The sequence below is a fragment of the Bacillus sp. N13C7 genome, from assembly GCF_026790065.1.
Classification (GTDB): domain Bacteria; phylum Bacillota; class Bacilli; order Bacillales; family Bacillaceae; genus Bacillus.
The window spans coordinates 36,503-55,598 of record NZ_JALAMO010000009.1 but is presented as its reverse complement, the minus strand read 5'-3'; the positions used below and the strand labels follow the sequence as shown (position 1 = coordinate 55,598).

The 19,096-nt window shown below is 42.6% G+C and carries 22 protein-coding genes; 4 read left to right on the top strand and 18 right to left on the bottom strand.

All coding sequences use genetic code 11. The features are described 5' to 3' along the window. Position 1: 1 nt before the first annotated feature. The 7 genes from MOB98_RS12460 to ilvA all read right to left on the bottom strand — a co-directional run bounded on the left by MOB98_RS12460 (position 2) and on the right by ilvA (position 5,376). Entirely contained in the window at positions 2-1,339 is a 1,338-nt protein-coding gene (locus MOB98_RS12460; RefSeq protein WP_268360549.1) for an MATE family efflux transporter, read from the bottom strand. Positions 1,340-1,410: 71 nt separating this feature from the next. Continuing rightward, a complete protein-coding gene (gene ypmT / locus MOB98_RS12455) occupies positions 1,411-1,605 on the bottom strand; it encodes a protein YpmT (protein ID WP_003230808.1) in 195 nt (64 codons plus the stop codon). A 12-nt stretch (positions 1,606-1,617) separates the two neighbouring features. Beyond that, positions 1,618-2,181, bottom strand: coding sequence for a YpmS family protein (locus MOB98_RS12450; RefSeq protein WP_268360547.1), 564 nt, complete (start codon positions 2,179-2,181; stop codon positions 1,618-1,620). 9 nt (positions 2,182-2,190) lie between these two features. Further along, positions 2,191-2,958: an SGNH/GDSL hydrolase family protein gene (locus MOB98_RS12445; RefSeq protein WP_268360545.1), complete on the bottom strand. Its 768-nt coding sequence runs from the start codon at positions 2,956-2,958 to the stop codon at positions 2,191-2,193. Between the two features lie 77 nt (positions 2,959-3,035). Next, positions 3,036-3,617: a cytochrome c oxidase assembly accessory protein ScuA gene (scuA, locus tag MOB98_RS12440; RefSeq protein WP_268360543.1), complete on the bottom strand. Its 582-nt coding sequence runs from the start codon at positions 3,615-3,617 to the stop codon at positions 3,036-3,038. A 152-nt stretch (positions 3,618-3,769) separates the two neighbouring features. Continuing rightward, positions 3,770-4,021, bottom strand: a complete 252-nt coding sequence (locus MOB98_RS12435; protein WP_003218212.1) for a YpmP family protein — start codon at positions 4,019-4,021, stop codon at positions 3,770-3,772. 86 nt (positions 4,022-4,107) lie between these two features. Next, entirely contained in the window at positions 4,108-5,376 is a 1,269-nt protein-coding gene (gene ilvA, locus MOB98_RS12430; RefSeq protein ID WP_268360542.1) for a threonine ammonia-lyase IlvA, read from the bottom strand. A gap of 248 nt (positions 5,377-5,624) precedes the next feature. Here ilvA and MOB98_RS12425 point away from each other — a divergent pair, with 248 nt between their 5' ends. Next, positions 5,625-6,620 carry a sigma 54-interacting transcriptional regulator gene (locus MOB98_RS12425; protein WP_268360541.1) on the top strand — a complete coding sequence of 332 codons (996 nt, stop codon included), beginning with the start codon at positions 5,625-5,627 and terminating at the stop codon, positions 6,618-6,620. A 20-nt stretch (positions 6,621-6,640) separates the two neighbouring features. Next, entirely contained in the window at positions 6,641-7,282 is a 642-nt protein-coding gene (trhA, locus tag MOB98_RS12420) for a PAQR family membrane homeostasis protein TrhA (RefSeq protein WP_268360539.1), read from the top strand. A gap of 32 nt (positions 7,283-7,314) precedes the next feature. Here the strand turns inward: trhA and MOB98_RS12415 are convergent, their stop codons facing one another. From MOB98_RS12415 to MOB98_RS12365, 11 genes are all read right to left on the bottom strand, one after another. Continuing rightward, positions 7,315-7,935 carry a lysophospholipid acyltransferase family protein gene (locus tag MOB98_RS12415; protein ID WP_268360536.1) on the bottom strand — a complete coding sequence of 207 codons (621 nt, stop codon included), beginning with the start codon at positions 7,933-7,935 and terminating at the stop codon, positions 7,315-7,317. Next, positions 7,936-8,442 (bottom strand): dihydrofolate reductase DfrA, encoded by a 507-nt coding sequence (dfrA, locus tag MOB98_RS12410; RefSeq protein WP_268360535.1) that lies wholly within the window; start codon positions 8,440-8,442, stop codon positions 7,936-7,938. Further along, complete coding sequence (locus tag MOB98_RS12405; protein ID WP_268360533.1) at positions 8,439-9,233, bottom strand: thymidylate synthase; 795 nt, start codon at positions 9,231-9,233, stop codon at positions 8,439-8,441. Before MOB98_RS12405 ends, dfrA begins: the two co-directional genes overlap by 4 nt. A gap of 82 nt (positions 9,234-9,315) precedes the next feature. Continuing rightward, positions 9,316-9,849, bottom strand: coding sequence for a phosphatidylglycerophosphatase A (locus MOB98_RS12400; RefSeq protein ID WP_268360532.1), 534 nt, complete (start codon positions 9,847-9,849; stop codon positions 9,316-9,318). 17 nt (positions 9,850-9,866) lie between these two features. After that, entirely contained in the window at positions 9,867-10,481 is a 615-nt protein-coding gene (locus tag MOB98_RS12395; RefSeq protein WP_268360531.1) for a YpjP family protein, read from the bottom strand. A gap of 276 nt (positions 10,482-10,757) precedes the next feature. Further along, the gene (locus MOB98_RS12390; protein ID WP_268360530.1) at positions 10,758-11,525 is read right to left on the bottom strand and encodes a class I SAM-dependent methyltransferase; all 768 of its coding nucleotides are present in this window, start codon (positions 11,523-11,525) and stop codon (positions 10,758-10,760) included. 40 nt (positions 11,526-11,565) lie between these two features. After that, complete coding sequence (gene brxA, locus MOB98_RS12385; RefSeq protein ID WP_268360529.1) at positions 11,566-12,000, bottom strand: bacilliredoxin BrxA; 435 nt, start codon at positions 11,998-12,000, stop codon at positions 11,566-11,568. 106 nt (positions 12,001-12,106) lie between these two features. After that, on the bottom strand, positions 12,107-13,783 hold the full coding sequence (gene ilvD, locus MOB98_RS12380) for a dihydroxy-acid dehydratase (RefSeq protein ID WP_268360528.1): 1,677 nt from the start codon (positions 13,781-13,783) through the stop codon (positions 12,107-12,109). 293 nt (positions 13,784-14,076) lie between these two features. Continuing rightward, positions 14,077-15,210, bottom strand: coding sequence for a conserved virulence factor C family protein (locus MOB98_RS12375; RefSeq protein ID WP_268367216.1), 1,134 nt, complete (start codon positions 15,208-15,210; stop codon positions 14,077-14,079). A 59-nt stretch (positions 15,211-15,269) separates the two neighbouring features. Next, positions 15,270-15,878 (bottom strand): HD domain-containing protein, encoded by a 609-nt coding sequence (locus MOB98_RS12370; protein ID WP_268362335.1) that lies wholly within the window; start codon positions 15,876-15,878, stop codon positions 15,270-15,272. A gap of 13 nt (positions 15,879-15,891) precedes the next feature. Continuing rightward, a complete protein-coding gene (locus MOB98_RS12365) occupies positions 15,892-16,374 on the bottom strand; it encodes a glutathione peroxidase (protein ID WP_268362337.1) in 483 nt (160 codons plus the stop codon). A 359-nt stretch (positions 16,375-16,733) separates the two neighbouring features. Here MOB98_RS12365 and metA point away from each other — a divergent pair, with 359 nt between their 5' ends. Both metA and MOB98_RS12355 read left to right on the top strand, forming a co-directional pair. After that, positions 16,734-17,639 carry a homoserine O-acetyltransferase MetA gene (gene metA, locus MOB98_RS12360; protein WP_268362339.1) on the top strand — a complete coding sequence of 302 codons (906 nt, stop codon included), beginning with the start codon at positions 16,734-16,736 and terminating at the stop codon, positions 17,637-17,639. A 230-nt stretch (positions 17,640-17,869) separates the two neighbouring features. Further along, positions 17,870-19,018 (top strand): diglucosyl diacylglycerol synthase, encoded by a 1,149-nt coding sequence (locus MOB98_RS12355; RefSeq protein WP_268362342.1) that lies wholly within the window; start codon positions 17,870-17,872, stop codon positions 19,016-19,018. Positions 19,019-19,096: the final 78 nt, after the last annotated feature.

The window sequence follows — 19,096 nt, the reverse complement described above, 5'->3', positions numbered from 1 at the left end:
TTTATTTTGCAGAGAACAGTTTCATTGTTTTCCAACGGCCGTACCTATAATACAAAAACGCTGCACAACTGCTAAATAAAAAACTCATTCCGATTCCGAGCCCGATTCCTTTCTGTCCGAGCCAAGCTGAAAATAGAGCCGTGAAAGGATATCTCAAAACCCAAAACGATATCAGGTTTAGAACCAGTACCTGCAGCATCGCTCCTGCGGCTCTGACAATTCCATTCAACACGAAATTAATCCCGATAAAAGGATAGAAAAACGCGATCCACCGCAAATATTGTTCCCCAAACGCGACCGCATCAGGCTCGCTGATAAATAACCTCACGAGATATTTACTACATGCCCAAATGATCACTGCAATTACAAGCATGCAAGAAATAACAGCCATCACACCTAGACGTGCAATCGTGCCCACTCGTTTATAGTTTCCAATTCCGATATTTTGCCCTGCCATACTGTTGACCGCCGTACCTGCAGCCATCGCGGGAAGCGTAATGATGCTATCGAGCCTTTGTACCGCACCGAAACCTGACACCACGTGCTCCCCGTATGAGTTGACAACACTCATAATCGCCATCATGCCGCCTGTAATCACCATCATCTGCAGACCGGCTGGAATACCGAGTTTCAAAATCAGCGCGGATTCTTCCCATTTGGGCACTCGCGGAATAGAGAACGGCACAAGCTTGTGTTTGATGACATAAAACAACCCATACAGAAACGCAATGCCCTGTGACAAAATCGTCGAATAAGCTGCTCCTGCTATTCCCATGCGGAACACAGAAATAAAGAGCGGAGCCAAAGCTGTATTCAGCACAACGGCAAATGCAATAAACCGGAGAGGTGTCTTGCTGTCACCTAGCGCCCGAAGGACAGTACTGATAAAGTTATAACCAAACAAAAATAAAATGCCGATAAATTGAATCTGCAAATAAGTCTCAGCAAGCGGTATCATCGACTCCGGCGTTTTGAGAAGACGAAGCAAAAGCTCTGATAGAAAAAAACCGGCCGCGCCGAAGCCGATGCTTAGGCCTGTTAATAACACAACAAAAGCATTAATATATGACGACATTCCTTTTTCATCATCTTTTCCCTTTTGCTGTGACAAAATCGTTAATGTCGCATTGTTAAGGCCCAAAATAAAAGACAGCACAGTTAAAACAATCGTGCTTGATACTGCAGCTGCACCAAGGGCCTTTGCCCCCAGTAAATTGCCGATCCACAAACTGTCTATAAGTTGAAAGGAAACCTGCAACGCGTTTCCGAGCATAATCGGAGTTGAAAACAGCAGAAGCTGTTTCAGCACGTTCCCCTGTGTAAAATCGTATGCTTTCATTTTTTCTCCTTGTACTCTCAAATTTTTTTACAACCGCACGAAAAAAGAGACCTTGTTTCATGTCTCTTTTTTCATGATTTATCGGTTTTTTTCCGGTCTCTCATACCGAACGTAAACACCATCACACTTAGGAACAAGGCACAATAGGAAACATTCAAATACATTTGATCCATATCTTCAGCAGCAAGATGATGATAAGCAAGCCAGCCGAAATACAGGGAAAATGTAAAGGATAATAAACTGAAATACTGGTAAATCCGTTTCATTTTCAGTCACCTCTATTGTTTAGGATGGTAATAGGAAAATTCAATTTCATCTTTTTCTAAATTTATTTTGTCCGCTTTGACATACATTCCATTCGTTAAAGGCATTTCTGACAGACGCACTTCAATGCTTTTATCGCCGGGATGAACGTGGACAAATGATGGCAATTCGTAAAAGCTGTCCATATAATTTAACACAAAGCTAATTGGTATACTCAATTTCCCTAACGAAAATTTCGTGACATTCAGCTCCACATCGCCATTTTTTTTCACAGTCGGTTCAAAAGCGATAAACGCGTCAATGGACGTGGAAAAAGCTTTGATTTCCCCTGCGACATGAACATCATCATCAATCTCTACTTTATAATCAAGCTGGTTTGATGCTTTGTCGTTTAAATATGAGTTGACAAACGCAGCCAATGATTCTTTTGTGCTTGTCACTTGAAATCCATACTCGCTCTCAGCTGGATCCTTCACCTGAGCTTGTTCTCCCGGCAGCATAATAAGTGTCACAAACCCAGCGGCGAGGACAAGATTAATTGCAAGCAATATAAAAAACAGTCGTTTCCACTTGTTCATGATGTCACCCTACTCTTTCGGTAATCCTTCTTTTTTTATGGCTTGATAGACGCGCTTGGCAATAAGAGAATAACCCGTACCGTTGGGATGAAAATCATCTTCCTCAGAAATTCGGCTGCTGTCACTTTTTTGATTGAACAAGTCTGCTATGTGAATGATTTTTGCATGTTTATCTTTTTTCAGCTCTTTTTCAGCAATATGGTTCCAATCAGTGACGACTCCGTTTATTTCATTTAATTCAGATAACGTAAATGTAAACGGATTATACATGCTGACATAAATCAGCTCAGCGTGATCATTCAGCTCCCGGATTTCCGAAATGATTTTTTCAAAACGCTCTTCGTACGGCTTTTCCGCTTCCTGAAACGGTTCAACGGTTAATTGCAGAAAGTTTTGGCGAAGGATTTTCATCAAATCATTACCGCCAATTGTAAAAAAGACATAATCTGCGTCCTTTATGCCTTTTTGAACCTTTTTATCTTTTAGTTTCTTTAATAAATCATCCGAACGGTTTCCTTTTACGGCATAGTTTTTTACGTCTACCGTTTTCACTTGTTTGTCTGACCGGATAGAATCCGCCACCTTGCCGACGTATCCCTTTCCGTCAGGATCTCCGACACCTTCTGTCAGCGAATCTCCGACAGCCGCAATGACAATGTGCTCTTTCGTTTTCGGTTCATGGGCTTTTTGTTTTCCCTCAGATGCTGTACGAATATTGGTACAAGCAGTAAGAAGCAAAATCAAACTGGCCATGAGTGAAAAAATGCGCAGCTTCAATCTTGTTGCTCCTTCCCATTCTACTAGTGGAAAGTGTATCATGTTTTAGAAGATTTGCAAATGCCTAGTCTCCGAGCTTACTTGAGTGTCCTGGCTGCCTTTACATCGGCGATGATATCCTCGTACGGTGTATTTTCCACTCCATTGTAATCTTTCAGCACCTTGCCGTCAGGGCCTACCAAATAAAAAGAAGATTGATGAATAACTTGGTCCTCTCCCTCCGGTTTCTTCACAATGGCTTTGAAGCTCTTAACCGCGAACTCCTCAATGTCACTCTGGCTGTATCCCGTGAGGAAATCCCAGTTGTCAAAAGATAATGGATAATTTGCGGCGAATTTTTTCAGCTGTTTTGGCTTATCGTTTTCCGGGTCAACACTAAAGGATATGATGCGGACATCTATATTTTCGGCTTTCAGTTTTTTTTGCAGTTCCGTCATATGAGCGGTCATTGGAGGACATATGGTTTCACAATTGGTAAAAATAAAATCCGCCAGCCAGACTTCTCCTTTTAAACTCTCTAAAGAAACATTCTTGCCGTCTTGGTTTTGAAATGTAAAAGGCTCCACTTCGTAATTGAGCGGATCTTTAATCTGTTGTCCTCCGCAGGCACACAAAAGCAGAAGAAACAGCCCTGCCGTTAACCCCTTGATACCCTTCATGACATCCACCCTTTCCAGCGAGCATACAAACGTTGTCTAACCCATTCTTACCTGATGCGTCCATGCTTGTATTCGATACCTGGCAAAAAAAATCCTGCATGCCTCCCAATCCTACAAATACAAAGGGAGGACACACAGGTATTAACGGCCAATCACGCGTTGTGCTTTAACACCTCTTGATGAAAAACAGCCTGGTAATCTGCCCATTTCATCCGGCGCTTCATATAATGTCGGAAAGAATACACTTTTGCCCTGCTGTTTGATGAAAACACTTCTTTTAAGTAGAACTGCAAATGGTGATGTAACATAAAGAAATAGTGTTCATCTTCCTTTAAAACAGGTATTTCTGTCACTTTCACCTGAATCCCGTCACTGCGTTTGAACTCTAGGCTTTTGAGTAACAAGCTATCAATCCTCTTTTTTTGTTTTTCTTCTATTATATACAATGCCAGCAAGGCTGTCTGTCATTTTGCGCGATTGTGTGAAAAAATTAGATCAGTAAATGGAACAAGTCCTCATCCTTATTCACTTCTACATAATGAAACGCTTTTTTGTTCATCCGTTCGATCAGCGGCCCATAGTCAGCCTTGTTCTGCAGCTCGATGCCCACAAGAGCAGGCCCGTTGCTTTTATTATTTTTCTTCGTGTATTCAAACCTTGTAATATCATCAGTAGGTCCGAGGACTTCGTCAAGAAATTCGCGGAGCGCCCCAGCTCTTTGGGGAAAATTGACGATAAAATAATGCTGAAGTCCCTCAAAAATCATGGACCGCTCCTTCATTTCCTGCATTCTTCCAATATCGTTATTTCCCCCGCTGACCACACACACTACGTTTTTGCCTTTAATTTCATCCTTGTACAAATCGAGCGCCGCGACAGATAGAGCACCAGCTGGTTCAGCAACAATCGCACATTGGTTATATAATTCAAGAATGGATGTACATACTTTCCCTTCAGGCACTAGAAGAATGTCATCCACGACCGCTTCCAGCGTCTGGAATGTTTCTTCCCCGATTTTTTTAACAGCTGCTCCGTCAACAAATTTATCAATTTTATCAAGTGTGACGACATGCCCGGCTTTGTTTGATTCAAAATAGGATGCCGCACCAGCCGGCTCAACAGCAATTACCTTTGTATCAGGAGACACATTTTTCATATATGTCCCTACCCCTGAGAGAAGCCCTCCGCCTCCGACACTTGCAAAAAGAAAATGCGGCTCTGTATCAATATCGTTTAAAATCTCGACTGCCAGCGTTCCCTGTCCGGCCATCACATCCGAATCATCAAACGGATGGATAAACGTCCGGGATTCTGCCTCACAGCATTCAACTGCGCTATTATACGCATCATCAAACGTATCACCTGTCAAAATAATATCAATAAATCCTTTTCCGAACAGTTCAACTTGAGACACTTTTTGTCTCGGTGTTGTAGACGGCATAAAAATTTTTCCGTGAATGCCAAGATGTTTACACGAGAACGCTACACCCTGAGCATGGTTTCCGGCACTTGCACATACAACTCCATTCTCAGTCTGCTCGCCGGAAAGCTGTTTCATTTTATGATAAGCCCCTCTGAGCTTAAAAGATCTGACAACTTGCAAGTCTTCACGTTTCAAATAAATATTGCATTCATATCTCTCAGAAAGTCTGTCATTTCTTTGCAAAGGTGTGTGAATCACAACATCCTTCACGTTTTGATGAGCCTTCAAAATGTCTTTCACTTGGATGAGAGAGTTTTCTTTAAGCAACGGTTTCATGTACAGATTCCTTTCTTGTTTTAAATCCCTATTTAATATGCCATTATAACACGAATATTCAAAAAATAAGACAATTATTTTTATTTAATAATTAAAAAAATACAGACTATGTCCATCACTTCTTGTGGTAACTTCTGTTCAACCATTATCCTGCAGCACCAAGAAAAAAGATGATCATAAAATAAAGGGTGTTTTCAACCAAAAGGCATGCTATAATGAAACCAATTAGAACCAAAAGGAGCCAATTGATGAATAGAGCACCAAAACTCAATACATTTCAACAACTAATCGGAGAACATCAAACTTTCCTGGAAGCGAAGCGAATCGCCAAGCAGTTCTCGTTATCGGAGCTCCCTGTCTTAATAACAGGAAAAATCGGAACAGGCAAAAATCACTTCGCACATGCCATACACTTGGAATCTTCGAGAAGCAATGAACCGTTTATAAGCGTCAATTGCAGCACCCATTCGGAAGAAACCCTTAATCATGAGCTTTTTGGCCCTAACGGAGACACAGGTGTTTTTCAAAAAGCGGTACGAGGAACCCTTTTTCTTGATGATGTATGGCGCATGCCTTCTTCTGTACAAGCTCAGCTGTTAAAAGCGCTTGATTCAGACACGGAGAAGCCGCGAATGATCTGTGCTTCTGCAGACGGGTGTGCGGAACATACATTCAGGCAAGACTTATATTACAGACTGAACATTTTAACGCTCACCCTTCCCGAATTATCGGAACGAAAAAGCGATATACCGCTTTTGACACAGCATTTTCTCTCACATTCCGGCCGGCTATTGTTAATCGATCCCTCCGTTTTTCCGGTGCTTGAGAAGCATACATTTGCAGGCAATGTCAGGGAATTAAAAAATGCTACAGATTATATGGCGGCAGTAACAAGCGGAGGAACGATTTATCCATATGACCTACCGCCGTATATTAGGGGCGCGATAGACGGAAAAGCGTCGAAGAAAAAAGCGAAGCTGCTGACTTTAATGGAAAAAGCCGAGTTTTTGTTTATTTTGGAAACCATAAAAGTGTTAAACGAAAAAGGAGAACCAGCCAGCAGACGGATCATTTCTGAACACAGCAAAAATACCCAAACCTCCTTGACTCCGCAGCAGGTCAGAAGCCGTCTCGATTATTTGGAGAAAAAAGATTATGTCACAAAAAGCCGAGGACGCGCCGGCACTAAAATTACGTTAGAGGGCTTGAGCTTTTTAGATACGCTGAAAAATCAAATGATCTAGCGATCGAAAGGAGAATGCACTTGTTTACTATCAAAGAAGAGATCGCCAATGCAATTACACATGGCATTGGTGTGCTCTTATCTATACCTGCACTAGTGTTTCTGATCATATTTGCGGCTCATTACGGCTCCGCATGGGATATTGTCAGTTTTACGATATTCGGTGTCTCTATGCTGCTGCTTTATCTAAGCTCTACACTGCTCCACAGCATCACACATAAAAAGACGAAGGATATTTTAGAGATTATTGATCATAGCGCCATTTACGTTCTGATCGCCGGAACCTATACGCCTTTTTTGCTTGGGCCGCTGAAAGGCACACTCGGCTTTACCCTGCTGGTTATCGTATGGTCTCTTGCCCTGGGGGGAATCGTATTTAAGATTTTCTTCGTGAAACGCTTTATCCTTTTGTCAACTTTCGTGTATTTGATCATGGGGTGGCTGATGATTATCGCCGTTAAACCTTTATATGCTTCGCTGAGCGGAGCAGGATTCAGTCTTCTTTTTCTCGGCGGCATTTTATACTCTGTCGGAACCATTTTTTATATTTGGAAAAAGATCCCCTTCCATCACGCCATTTGGCACAGTTTTGTATTAGGCGGAAGCGCTGCGATGTTCTTCTGTGTGTTGTTTTATTGTGTGAATGTGCCGTTCATTTCGTAACAGAAAAGCGCAGTCTAAAAGACTGCGCTTTTTTATGCACGTAATTGTTTTTCATTTGCAGGTATATAGGCTTTTGAAAATGACAATTCAATATCTGCCGGTTTTAAACGTTTAATTAACGATCCCTTTTGCAGATCATCCGTTCCTTTCGTTTCCACCATCACCAACGGAAGATGATAACGGGCCGCAAGTTCTGCAGGATCTATAGAACCATCTAATGACAGAATCAGGCTTTGCCCTTTTTCCAGCTGTTTTGTCGCTTCTTCATATACCTTCTCTGAACTGCCGTCTGCAATTATATCCATCCGACTTAGCCATTGCCCGATCAAAGGCAAGCGAAATACTTTAGGATTTGCGATAAAGCCCGCCGGTTCCTCAATATATCCAGCAATTAAAGCCAATTCAGGTAAGCGCAAATGAGGATGCACATATAAAACGGGACCGCTCGGAATGGGCTCAGGCTGATGGATCATCACAACTGAACCGGTGATGCCGATACAGCCCTCAAAAAACGCCTTTGGCTGCTCGTAGACAAGAGTCATCTGCTTTTTGTATGAAAGACGAGGATCAAGCATCGTATGATTAAATAATTGTTTTATATTTTTTAACAGCATATACACAATATAAATCACTAACCAGCTGTAGCGAATCAATTAAAATCCTCCCGCTTCAGAAGAATTCTTTTTTTCATATATTAAAAATTCGTAATCGTACGGGTTTTTCTCGTCCTTTACCCCCTGCTCAGAAGAAACCAGTTTCCAATTGCTTTCATCAAATTCGGGGAAGTGACGGTCACCCTCAAACTTGTGATGAATTTTCGTCATATACAATCTGTCTGCATAAGGGAACAGCGCTGTATAAAGCTGAGCCCCTCCGATGACAAAGCACTCCTCAGAGCCTGAACAAATGTCCAGCACATCCTTTAACGAACTGACAACCGTACATCCCGGAAATTCTGAAGCCGGCGCTGATGTGACGACAATATTTTTCCGGTTTGGAAGCGGACGTCCGATCGATTCATATGTTTTCCGGCCCATTATAATTGAATGGCCTGATGTTACTTTTTTAAAGTATGCAAGATCATTGGGCAAATGCCACGGCAAATCATTGTCTTTGCCGATAAGCCTGTTGGCATCCATTGCAAAAATGAACGAAATCATACGCTGACAGCCCCTTTAATATGAGGATGCGGATCATAATCCTCAATGATAAAGTCCTCAAATGTAAAGTTAAAAATAGAATCAACCTCTCTGGCGAAACGAAGCTTCGGAAGCGGGCGAACGTCCCTTGCCAGCTGCAAATTGACCTGTTCAATATGATTTTGATAAATATGTACATCACCAAATGTATGAATAAATTCGCCCGGTTCAAGTCCAGCCACATGTGCAATCATCATGGTTAGCAGGGCATAAGAAGCAATGTTAAACGGCACACCAAGGAAAACATCGGCAGAGCGCTGATACAGCTGACAGGACAGCTTGCCGTCAGATATGTAGAATTGGAACAGGCAATGACACGGCGGCAATGCCATTTTATCAATTTCAGCAACATTCCAGGCGCTGACGATTAAGCGTCGGGAGTTCGGATTTGTCTTAATATCTTCAATAAGACGGGAAATTTGATCAACGGTTTCCCCATCGGCTCCCCGCCAAGAACGCCATTGCGAGCCATATACAGGTCCAAGTTCACCGTTTTCATCAGCCCACTCATTCCAAATCCGCACTCCGTTTTCCTGCAGATAGCGTACATTGGTGTCCCCTTTTAAGAACCACAGCAGTTCATGCGCAATTGATTTAAAGTGGAGTTTTTTAGTGGTGAGCATCGGAAAGCCTTCCTGTAAATCAAATCTCATTTGATACCCGAAAGTGCTGATTGTTCCGGTCCCTGTCCGGTCTCCCTTTTTCTCACCATGCTCTAAAACATGTCTGCATAAATCCTTATACTGTTTCATTTTTTTCATCCTTTAAAAGTAGTCTTCTAGTAGTGTAACACAATAAAAAATCATTTCTGAACCCAGAAATGATTTTTTTTAGTTAGCTGATGACAGGCTTTTCAACCTGTTCCTTTTCTTCATCCTGCAGATCCTGATGCGTATGCGCAATTCTGCTCGCAGCTGCTGCCGCTAGTGCTGCCACAATATCATCCAAAAAGGTATGGATACCGTCTGCACTTTCATCAAGCTCCTTAATAATTCCAATCTTCTCTTTATCAAGATAACCGAAGTTGGTCAAGCCGATCGACCCGTACACATTAACGATTGAAAGAGGGATAATTTCATCTATGCCATAAAGCGGTTCATCTGTTTCAACAAGGTGCTGCAGCGGTTCAGGAAGCAGTTTCTGCTCAGCAAGCTGATCAAGTGCAAGGCCTGTTAGGACAGCATGAATAATTTCACGTTTGTTCAGCACTTTTTCTACATTTTCCATACAAACACTGAGCGGCAGATTTGGGTTGTATTTTTCCTGAAGTTTTTGAACAATCCGCGCAATATCTTCTATCATAACGCCCCGTTTGTTCAGCATATCTTTTGTTATATCAACCATTTCATTCATTGTGTACTTTTTCATGTCTAGTGGCATCTCCTTTACGCACTCATCCAGTTGGGAGGCGTGTTGCGGTCCCAGTAAATGCTCCCAAGCTCATGATGTGATTGAAATCCATCTTCTGCTGTATGATAGTGAAAATTAAACCAGTAGCCGTCATGAGGCGGGTGGTCTCTTCGTACGTGGAATCTGAGTAGATCCTCTCCAGTCGTCCGATTGTAAACGTTGAAAATTTTTTCCGTTTTGCCAGCTGAAGGCTTGCTTGAGATCACCACGTCTTGATATGCCTCATCATCTTGCAATGCAGCTAAATAATCACTAATCACATTTTCGATTTTCGGCAGGATCTCTTTCCGATAGTCATCCTCAATGACAGGAGCGATTTTGCTGCCGAATTTTAAAAAGGACTGATCCTCAGCGCTGTCAAGCAGCTGTTCCTTGTACGATTGAAAAAGCAGTTCAGGGTCTCGCCTGTCTTCCGACTCAAAATCATCGTACAGGTCATGCTCATCATAAAAAGCGGTGTAATCATTCTGCTCTAGACTGCTCGGCTGTCCGGAGGGCTTGTCCGCCATCAGAGCAGCCGGAGGAGATACGAGCCCGAACGTTACAATGGTAAATAAAACCACAAGGGTCTTTCTCATCCACAATTTCATGACTGCTTATTCCTCTCTATTTTATTGTCAAGTTTCTTTTATTTTAACACACCCGAAACATGCAAGTCATGTACAATACGAAACTGATTTGCAAATTAGGAGATTCGTTGCTTTGCTGATTGTGTAAAAACGCTTACAATATTCTGTGAAAGGAGGCTTTCTGCATGATTGACGCTCTGTTTGCCACAGTTTCACTTTTAACATTGCTATACTTTGTCGTCATGGAAGTCACCGATTAACACAAAGCCCGTGATTCATCTCACGGGCTGGATTTATTTAAAGCTGAATGACGCCATAGTGAAACAGCGCTGTTTTTCTTTTTATAACATTAAATCCAAGCTGTTCAAATCGCGGGCTTTTCCAATGATCTTTTAGCACAACACTTTTTCTGGCTGCGCGCACTGCTTCTTTGATACACACTTCATGCAAAACTGAATCCTCTGCCAAATCCCGTAAAGGCGCGATGCCGTCAGACGTCTCTACAGGCTCATGAAACATTGGATCGAAATAAATCACATCAACAGAGTTGTCAGGAAGCTGCTTCATATATTCAAGGCTATCCCCATTCTTCACTTGGATTCTTCTCATTGCGGCTTGAAGCTCTTCTATGCCTGTTTCCCATGAATGCAGTCCCGCCCTCACCAAAACGGACACAAGGAGGTTTTTTTCAATCCCAATCACAGAACCCGTTTTACCTACTGCCATACTTGCAATAATGGCATCCGAACCCAGCCCGAGTGTGCAATCTAAAAACGTATCCCCTTCCGATAAACCAGCTGCCCGAAGCATCGGCTCTTGTTCACCCCGTAAGAATCGTTTAGCCCTGAACATCGCTGTATTCGGATGAAAAAAGAATTTGCCACCTTGTTTCGTATAAAGTTCAAACCGCTCTTTGCCGACAACAAGCAAATCATGTTCAGCTGACTTCAGGAGGTTTTCAACAGTTTGTTTATTTCGGACGCAGTATGGCATGCCCAGCTCTTTAGAAAGCTGCTTTGCGATTGTTATGGTGTATTCAGTCGGTCTATAGCTTGTTGTTATCATCTTCTGTCTCCAAAAAAGAAAATGCCCGGAAAACGGGCATTTAGCAGTGTGCATCGAAGGCATCGGTCAAATTTTTCATAATCTCTTCCATGTCGTGTCCTTCAATTTCATGACGTGGTATAAAATGTACGACTTCCTTGCCTTTCAAAAGAGCCATTGACGGTGAAGAAGGCTCCTGGCCAGTAAAATACTCACGCATTTTTGCTGTAGCTTCTTTATCTTGTCCCGCAAATACTGTAACCGTATTGTCAGGTGTTTTGTCATGCTGGAGAACTGCCTGTGTTGCCGCAGGACGCGCAAGGCCTGCCGCACAGCCGCACACAGAGTTAACCACTACAAGAGTTGTGCCCTCTGCCTTTTCCATATAGTTTTCTACTTCTTCAGCTGTTGTTAATTCTTCAAAACCCGCTCCTGTCAGCTCGCGGCGCATCGGTACGACAAGCTGGCGCATGTATTCTTCATAAGCCATTGACATAAAAAAAGCCCCCTCTATTATCCTTCATCTGAAGTAAAGGATACTATAGAGAGGGCCGGATTTCAAATGTTCACGCCTTAAAATAGGAGAAAGTGTTTCCCGCCGTCTAGATTTTCATGATACCGCCGGTGTTGGCGCTTGTCACCAGTTTAGAATAACGGGCCAAGTAGCCGGTTTTCACCTTTGGTTCAAAGCCTTTCCAGTTCGCTTTTCGTTTTTCCCATTCTTCCTCTGACACTTGGACATCCAAGATGCGTTTTTCAATATCAACGATGATATGGTCTCCGTTTTCAACAAAGGCAAGCGGTCCGCCCTCTGCCGCCTCCGGTGATACGTGGCCGATTGAGAGGCCTCTGGAGGCTCCGGAAAAACGTCCGTCCGTAATCAAAGCCACTTTCGGCCCGAGTCCCATTCCAACGATTTGAGATGTAGGCGCAAGCATTTCCGGCATGCCAGGTCCGCCTTTTGGCCCTTCGTATCGGATGATGACGACATCGCCTTCTTTTACTTTCCGGTTGATAATGCCGTCAAGCGCCTCATCCTGAGAATCAAATACGACAGCCGGCCCTTCATGTCTCGTAATTCCGTTCTGCACGCCGCCCGTTTTAATGATAGCGCCGTCTGGAGCAAGATTGCCGAATAAAACAGCAAGGCCGCCCTTTTCAGTAAATGGTTTATCCAGCGGATGGATGACGTCATAATCCTTTACTTCATGTCCGGCAATGGTTTCTCCTAGTGTTTTTCCTGTAACAGTCAGTGCGTCTAAATGAAGCGCCCCTTCTTTCTTGGAAAGCTCATTCAGCGCCGCTGACACGCCGCCCGCTTCATGAAGATCTTCAATAAACACATCTGAAGCAGGCGCCAGCTTGGCCAAATGCGGAACGCGCTCAGCGACTTCGTTAATGCGTTCTAAAGAGTATTCAACACCGGCTTCGTTTGCCAGAGCGAGTGTATGCAGAACGGTATTTGTTGAACCGCCGAGCGCCATATCGAGCGCAAACGCGTTATCAATTGCTTTTACTGTAACGATGTCACGCGGTTTGATATCTTTGCGAATGGTTTCCATTAATTGCGCTGCCGATTTTCTGACAAACTCTTTTCGTTCCGGTGATGTCGCGAGAATGGTTCCGTTGCCCGGCAAAGCAAGGCCAAGTGCTTCGGAAAGACAGTTCATTGAGTTCGCCGTAAACATTCCAGAGCAAGACCCGCACGTTGGGCATCCGAACTGCTCTAGTTCTTGTAGTTCGTTTTCATTGATTTTTCCGGCTTGGTAAGCGCCTACCCCTTCGAATACTGAGGAAAGGGAGATTTTTCTCCCGTCGCTTGTTCTTCCCGCCGCCATCGGTCCGCCACTGACAAAAATCGTTGGAATGTTGATGCGCATTGCCGCCATAAGCATTCCCGGTGTGATTTTGTCACAGTTTGGAATACAGACCATTCCGTCAAACCAGTGTGCGGATACGACTGTTTCCACAGAGTCCGCGATGATTTCACGGCTCGGCAGCGAATATCTCATGCCGATATGCCCCATCGCGATGCCATCATCTACTCCGATTGTATTAAATTCAAACGGTACGCCCCCAGCTTCTCTGATTGCTTCTTTTACGATTTTCCCAAACTCCTGCAAGTGAACATGACCGGGAACGATATCAATGTATGAATTACAAACGGCAATAAACGGTTTGCCGAAATCCTCTTCTTTTACACCTGCTGCACGGAGCAAACTGCGGTGCGGTGCTCTATCGATTCCTTGTGTGATCATGTTACTGCGTAATTCTGCCATGGTGATCCTCCTAAATAATTTGAATTGTTGGATTGGATTTTATTTTAACAATTTTCAGTTTATTTTTGGGCTGTTTTTACAAAATGATCAAATTCAGGCCGCCCTCCCTGGATTATTTTTTCCTTATGTTTTTTTATATTTATATAACATTCTGTCGATCTGAACCCTCCAACTATTAATATTGTTACTTACTATATATAGTTTTTGCTCATTTTTCAACAATATTCGAAATAATTTTTATAAAAAGTGAATTCACACAAAAAAGGTGCATGATCTGCACCTTTTTCATTTATTTATTCGCCTTTTTTTCTGCTCTCCGTCATTTGTTTCCAAACGGAGCCTTTTGCTTCTTCTCCATGCTCTATGCGCTCAAGCGCCATTTTCACTTGAAGGCTGACCTCAAATTCAGGATCATCTTCGGCAGCGCGCAAAGCTTCGATTGCACTTTCATCGCCGACTTCGTACAGGAACATAGCCGCACGCCAGCGGACAAGCTTGCTGGAGTCGCTTAACGATTTAATCATAGCAGGAATCGCTTGAGGGTCACCGATATCAGACAGGCAGTCTCCGGCCGTTCTTCTCACTGAGACAGCTTTGTCCTCAAGTGCCTTATACAATAAAGGAAGAACATCAGGTGTTTCAATCATTCCTAAATATACAACAGCCTGTCTTCTGATGGACACCTTAGGATCATCCAATGCTTTCTGTAAAACCGGAATATCCTCTTCTTTCGGATCCATCTGCTCTAAATGTGCATAACGCTTTTTCCAGTCCTCATCATCCAGCATGTCAAGCGTTACTTTATACGCTTTGCGCTGTACAGCTTGTTTTGCTTCGCCCTTTCCTTGAGCAGCTGCTTCTGTCAGCCGTTTCAGCCGTTCATCACTGTAAGCGGCCTGAAGCTCTTCTGTCACATCATGACCAATTTCATTGAAGTCGCCGAATCTTACTCCTTGTTCTTTCCAGGCCCGCTCAAACACAACATTTGAGGCTTCAGATCTGAGTTTTAAGATCGCCTGCTGAAAGCGTTCAGGTAACCCGAAGCGCTCTTCCCGCTCCCCATCCGTCAATTTGACCTGCATAGGAATGCCGCTGAACATCTGCACAAAAACTTTCACCTCACCAAAAGACTCCTGGTCAGAGCGGTTTTCTTCAGCACTTTCAGCACTTTCCATCCCAAATGCAGAGCGGACTTGCGGTAAAATGTCTTTCCAGTCGTATCTTGCGTTCCGTTCAACAGCAAGAAAATCAGCGACGTGGTATACACCTTTAACCCCTTCTATTTTAAGGATTTCCGCTATAACAGGCGGTGCACCTTCTGCTTGATCCGGTTTATAGTTATTACTTTTGCCCGCCGGAAGCTCTTCCGTTAAAATAACCTTCATTGTATTCGGGCTTGGCGTAGGTTCAATTGATTTTATCTTCATGATCGTCCTCCTATAGCATATCTGTGACTTATTTTATCATAGTCGCACTAAGCCTTCTATTACGATGTTTCGGCGTCAATCCCTGGAATGTCTTTTTCCAATTGGCGGACAAAATGAAGCATAAAATCATGTCTTTCTTCTGCCAGTTCTCGTGCGGTGTCTGTATTCATCATATCTTTCAGGCGCAGCAGCTTATGAAAAAAATGAGCGTAGGCACTTTGCTCATCCCCATAAAGGCCGTGTCCTTTTGCCCCCGCAAACATGAAAGCTCTCGCAATGCCCACAGCACCGATCGCATCAAGTCTGTCAGCGTCCTGTACGGCTTTTCCTTCAATTGAAAACGGCTCCTCCGCCAGCTTTTCCCTGTCTCGAAAGGACATCCTTGTGATAATATCAATCACTCTGTCAGCAGCCTCTCTTCCAACGCCGAAAAAAACGAGCTGATCATATACTTCGCGCACTGAAAGCCTGACCGTGTCAGGCAGCTTGACATCAATTAAATCATGAACCAAAGCCGCCGTTTCAACAATGACCAAATCCGCATTTTCCTGTTTTCCAATATACAAAGCCAGATCGGCAACTCTTGATACATGATGCCAATCATGTCCTGAACTTTCGCCGGTTAGGACAGTTTTAACCCATGCCCTGATCTGCTTCAATTCCTTCACAAAAACACCCTCTTTATTGCTCTAATAGCTTCACAATAGCGTCTTCCAGCTCTTTCGGATTTGTATTTGGGGAATATCGGCCAACGGTTTTTCCATTTCTATCCACTATAAATTTTGTGAAATTCCATTTGATCGCCTTAGTTCCCAGCATCCCTTTCGCATGCTCTGTCAAATACACAAACAGCGGGTGGGCGTTTTTCCCGTTTACCTCTACTTTTGAAAACATAGGGAACGTGACACCAAAATTGGTTTCGCAAAATTCCTGTATGTCTGCCTCATCACCAGGCTCTTGGTTCATAAATTGATTGCAGGGGAACCCTAAGATCTCCAGCCCCTCCTGCTGATATGTATCATATAACTCCTGAAGCTGCTTCAATTGCGGCGTAAAGCCGCATTTACTTGCTGTATTCACGATCATCAATACCTTTCCGGCGAAAGGCTGAAGTGTCATGTCTTTTCCTGTTATTGTACGTACCTTCATATGATATATAGACATGTAAGTCCCTCCTATGTCTCTGCTGCTGATTATTTTACCTTTATTATATCTCAATTCAAAATGTAAACATCAATGATCAGAACCCATAAGAGCAGAGTGTCAAAGGAACCTTACGATATGAGCGGCTGGCCATGCTAAGTTTGGATCAATTTTGTTATCTTAGTCATTCTATATCACTGCGCAATCCCCTTCCCAAGAGATAGGAAAAGCATTTTTAGTGAAACCAAGAGGCCAATCTATGCGTTTTATTTAAAGAGTTTTCTGTTGTTTCCCCATCAACCCTTATAGATAGATTGAAAATTGGCGTGAAAATTTCTATAATGAAGAAAATTAAACGGGGAAATAATGGAGGTGGCACGTTGCCTATTAATATACCAACACACCTGCCGGCAAAACAGGTGCTTGAGAGTGAACATATATTTGTAATGGATGAAAGCAGAGCATTTCATCAGGATATCCGGCCGCAAAAAATTATCATATTGAATTTGATGCCGAAGAAAATCCAAACAGAGACTCAGCTTCTCAGATTGCTTGGAAATTCGCCTTTACAGGTTCATTTTACATTTTTAATCCCAAGCACACATACGCCGAAAAATACTGCACGAGAACACCTTGACGAATTTTATACGACTTTTTCCAATATCCGTCACAAGAAGTTTGACGGCATGATTATCACCGGTGCGCCGATCGAGCATTTGGCGTTTGAGGATGTTTCTTATTGGGAAGAGCTCAAAGAGATTATGGAGTGGAGCAAAACAAATGTCACTTCAACCTTGCATATTTGCTGGGGCGCTCAAGCAGGTTTGTATTACCATTACGGTGTGGAAAAAATTCAATTGCCGAAAAAAATCTTCGGTGTGTTTGAACATAAAGTTCTTTCCAAACATGAAAGATTGGTAAGAGGTTTTGACGAGCTATACTACGTGCCGCATTCCCGGCATACAGATATAAATATGGAGCAGCTGCAAGCAGTGCCCGAGTTAAATATTCTTACAGCATCAAAGGAAGCCGGGGTTTGCTTAATTGTGTCAAAAGACGAAAAACAAGTCTTTTTAACAGGGCACCCTGAATATGATACAAATACGCTTCTTCAAGAGTATGAAAGAGATCTGGAACGAAACCTTTCTACTGTTGAGGCGCCTAAACATTATTTCGCAAATGACAGCAAAGAGCCAGTGAATCGCTGGAAAGCGCATGCCACATTATTGTTTATGAACTGGCTGAATTATTACGTTTACCAAGAAACTCCTTATGAATGGGACTAATTTTTCTTTTTTTAGTGATACGCTGAGCAAAAAATATGATAAAATACATCTGATTCAGTCTGTGTATAACAAAAATTTAAAATACTGGAATCCAAATCTTTTAAAATTAGCTTAATTTTTTCACTGCATTAATAATTCGATTATGTATTTGTGTTATGTTTATGTATAGACAATAACTCCTTACGATGCATGAAGCTTGCTTGTTGTTGATTACATTGAGGTGAATTTACTTGAATACCAATAAAAGAGTATTAATTTTGACTGCAAATTACGGAAATGGACATGTACAGGTAGCCAAAACGCTTTATGAACAATGTGTACGTCTCGGCTTTCAGCATGTAACAGTTTCTAATTTGTACCAAGAGTCAAATCCGATTGTTTCAGAGGTAACTCAGTACCTTTATTTAAAAAGCTTCTCAATCGGGAAACAGTTTTATCGTTTGTTTTATTACGGAGTTGACAAAATCTATAATAAACGTAAATTCAATATTTACTTTAAAATGGGTAATAAACGATTGGGCGAACTTGTTGAGGAACATCAGCCCGATATTATTATTAATACATTTCCGATGATCGTCGTGCCAGAATACAGGCGCCGAACAGGAAGAGTCATCCCTACTTTCAACGTTATGACTGATTTTTGCCTTCATAAAATTTGGGTTCACGAAAACGTGGATAAATATTATGTGGCGACAGATTATGTGAAGGAAAAACTGCTGGAGATCGGCACTCATCCAAGCAACGTAAAAATCACCGGAATTCCAATCAGACCGCAATTTGAAGAATCTTTGCCGGTGGAACCAATATATAAAAAGTACAATCTTTCACCAAACAAAAAAGTGCTTCTGATCATGGCAGGCGCACATGGTGTATTAAAGAATGTAAAAGAGCTGTGCGAAAATCTTGTCAAAGATGATCATGTGCAAGTGGTTGTCGTGTGCGGGAAAAATTTGTCCTTAAAAGAATCTTTAAGTGCGCTTGAAGCAGAAAACGGTGACAAATTAAAAGTTCTTGGCTATGTGGAGCGCATTGATGAGCTGTTCCGGATCACAGATTGCATGATCACAAAACCTGGCGGCATTACGTTGACAGAAGCTACTGCCATCGGTGTGCCTGTCATTCTGTACAAACCCGTGCCTGGACAGGAAAAAGAAAATGCAAATTTCTTTGAAGATCGCGGAGCTGCCATCGTCGTGAACCGTCATGAAGAAATTCTCGAGTCAGTCACTTCCCTTCTTGCAGATGAAGACACTTTACAGCGTATGAAGAAAAACATTAAAGCTCTTCATTTAGCAAACTCCTCTGAAGTGATTTTAGAGGATATCCTGAAGGAAGCAGAAATGATGACAGCCAAACAAAAAGCCAAAGCGCTATCTTAATGATGTTCACAGAGAGCACACGAAAAACCGTGTGCTCTCTTTATTTATATTCACCCATTTATAAAAGCGGTTACATTT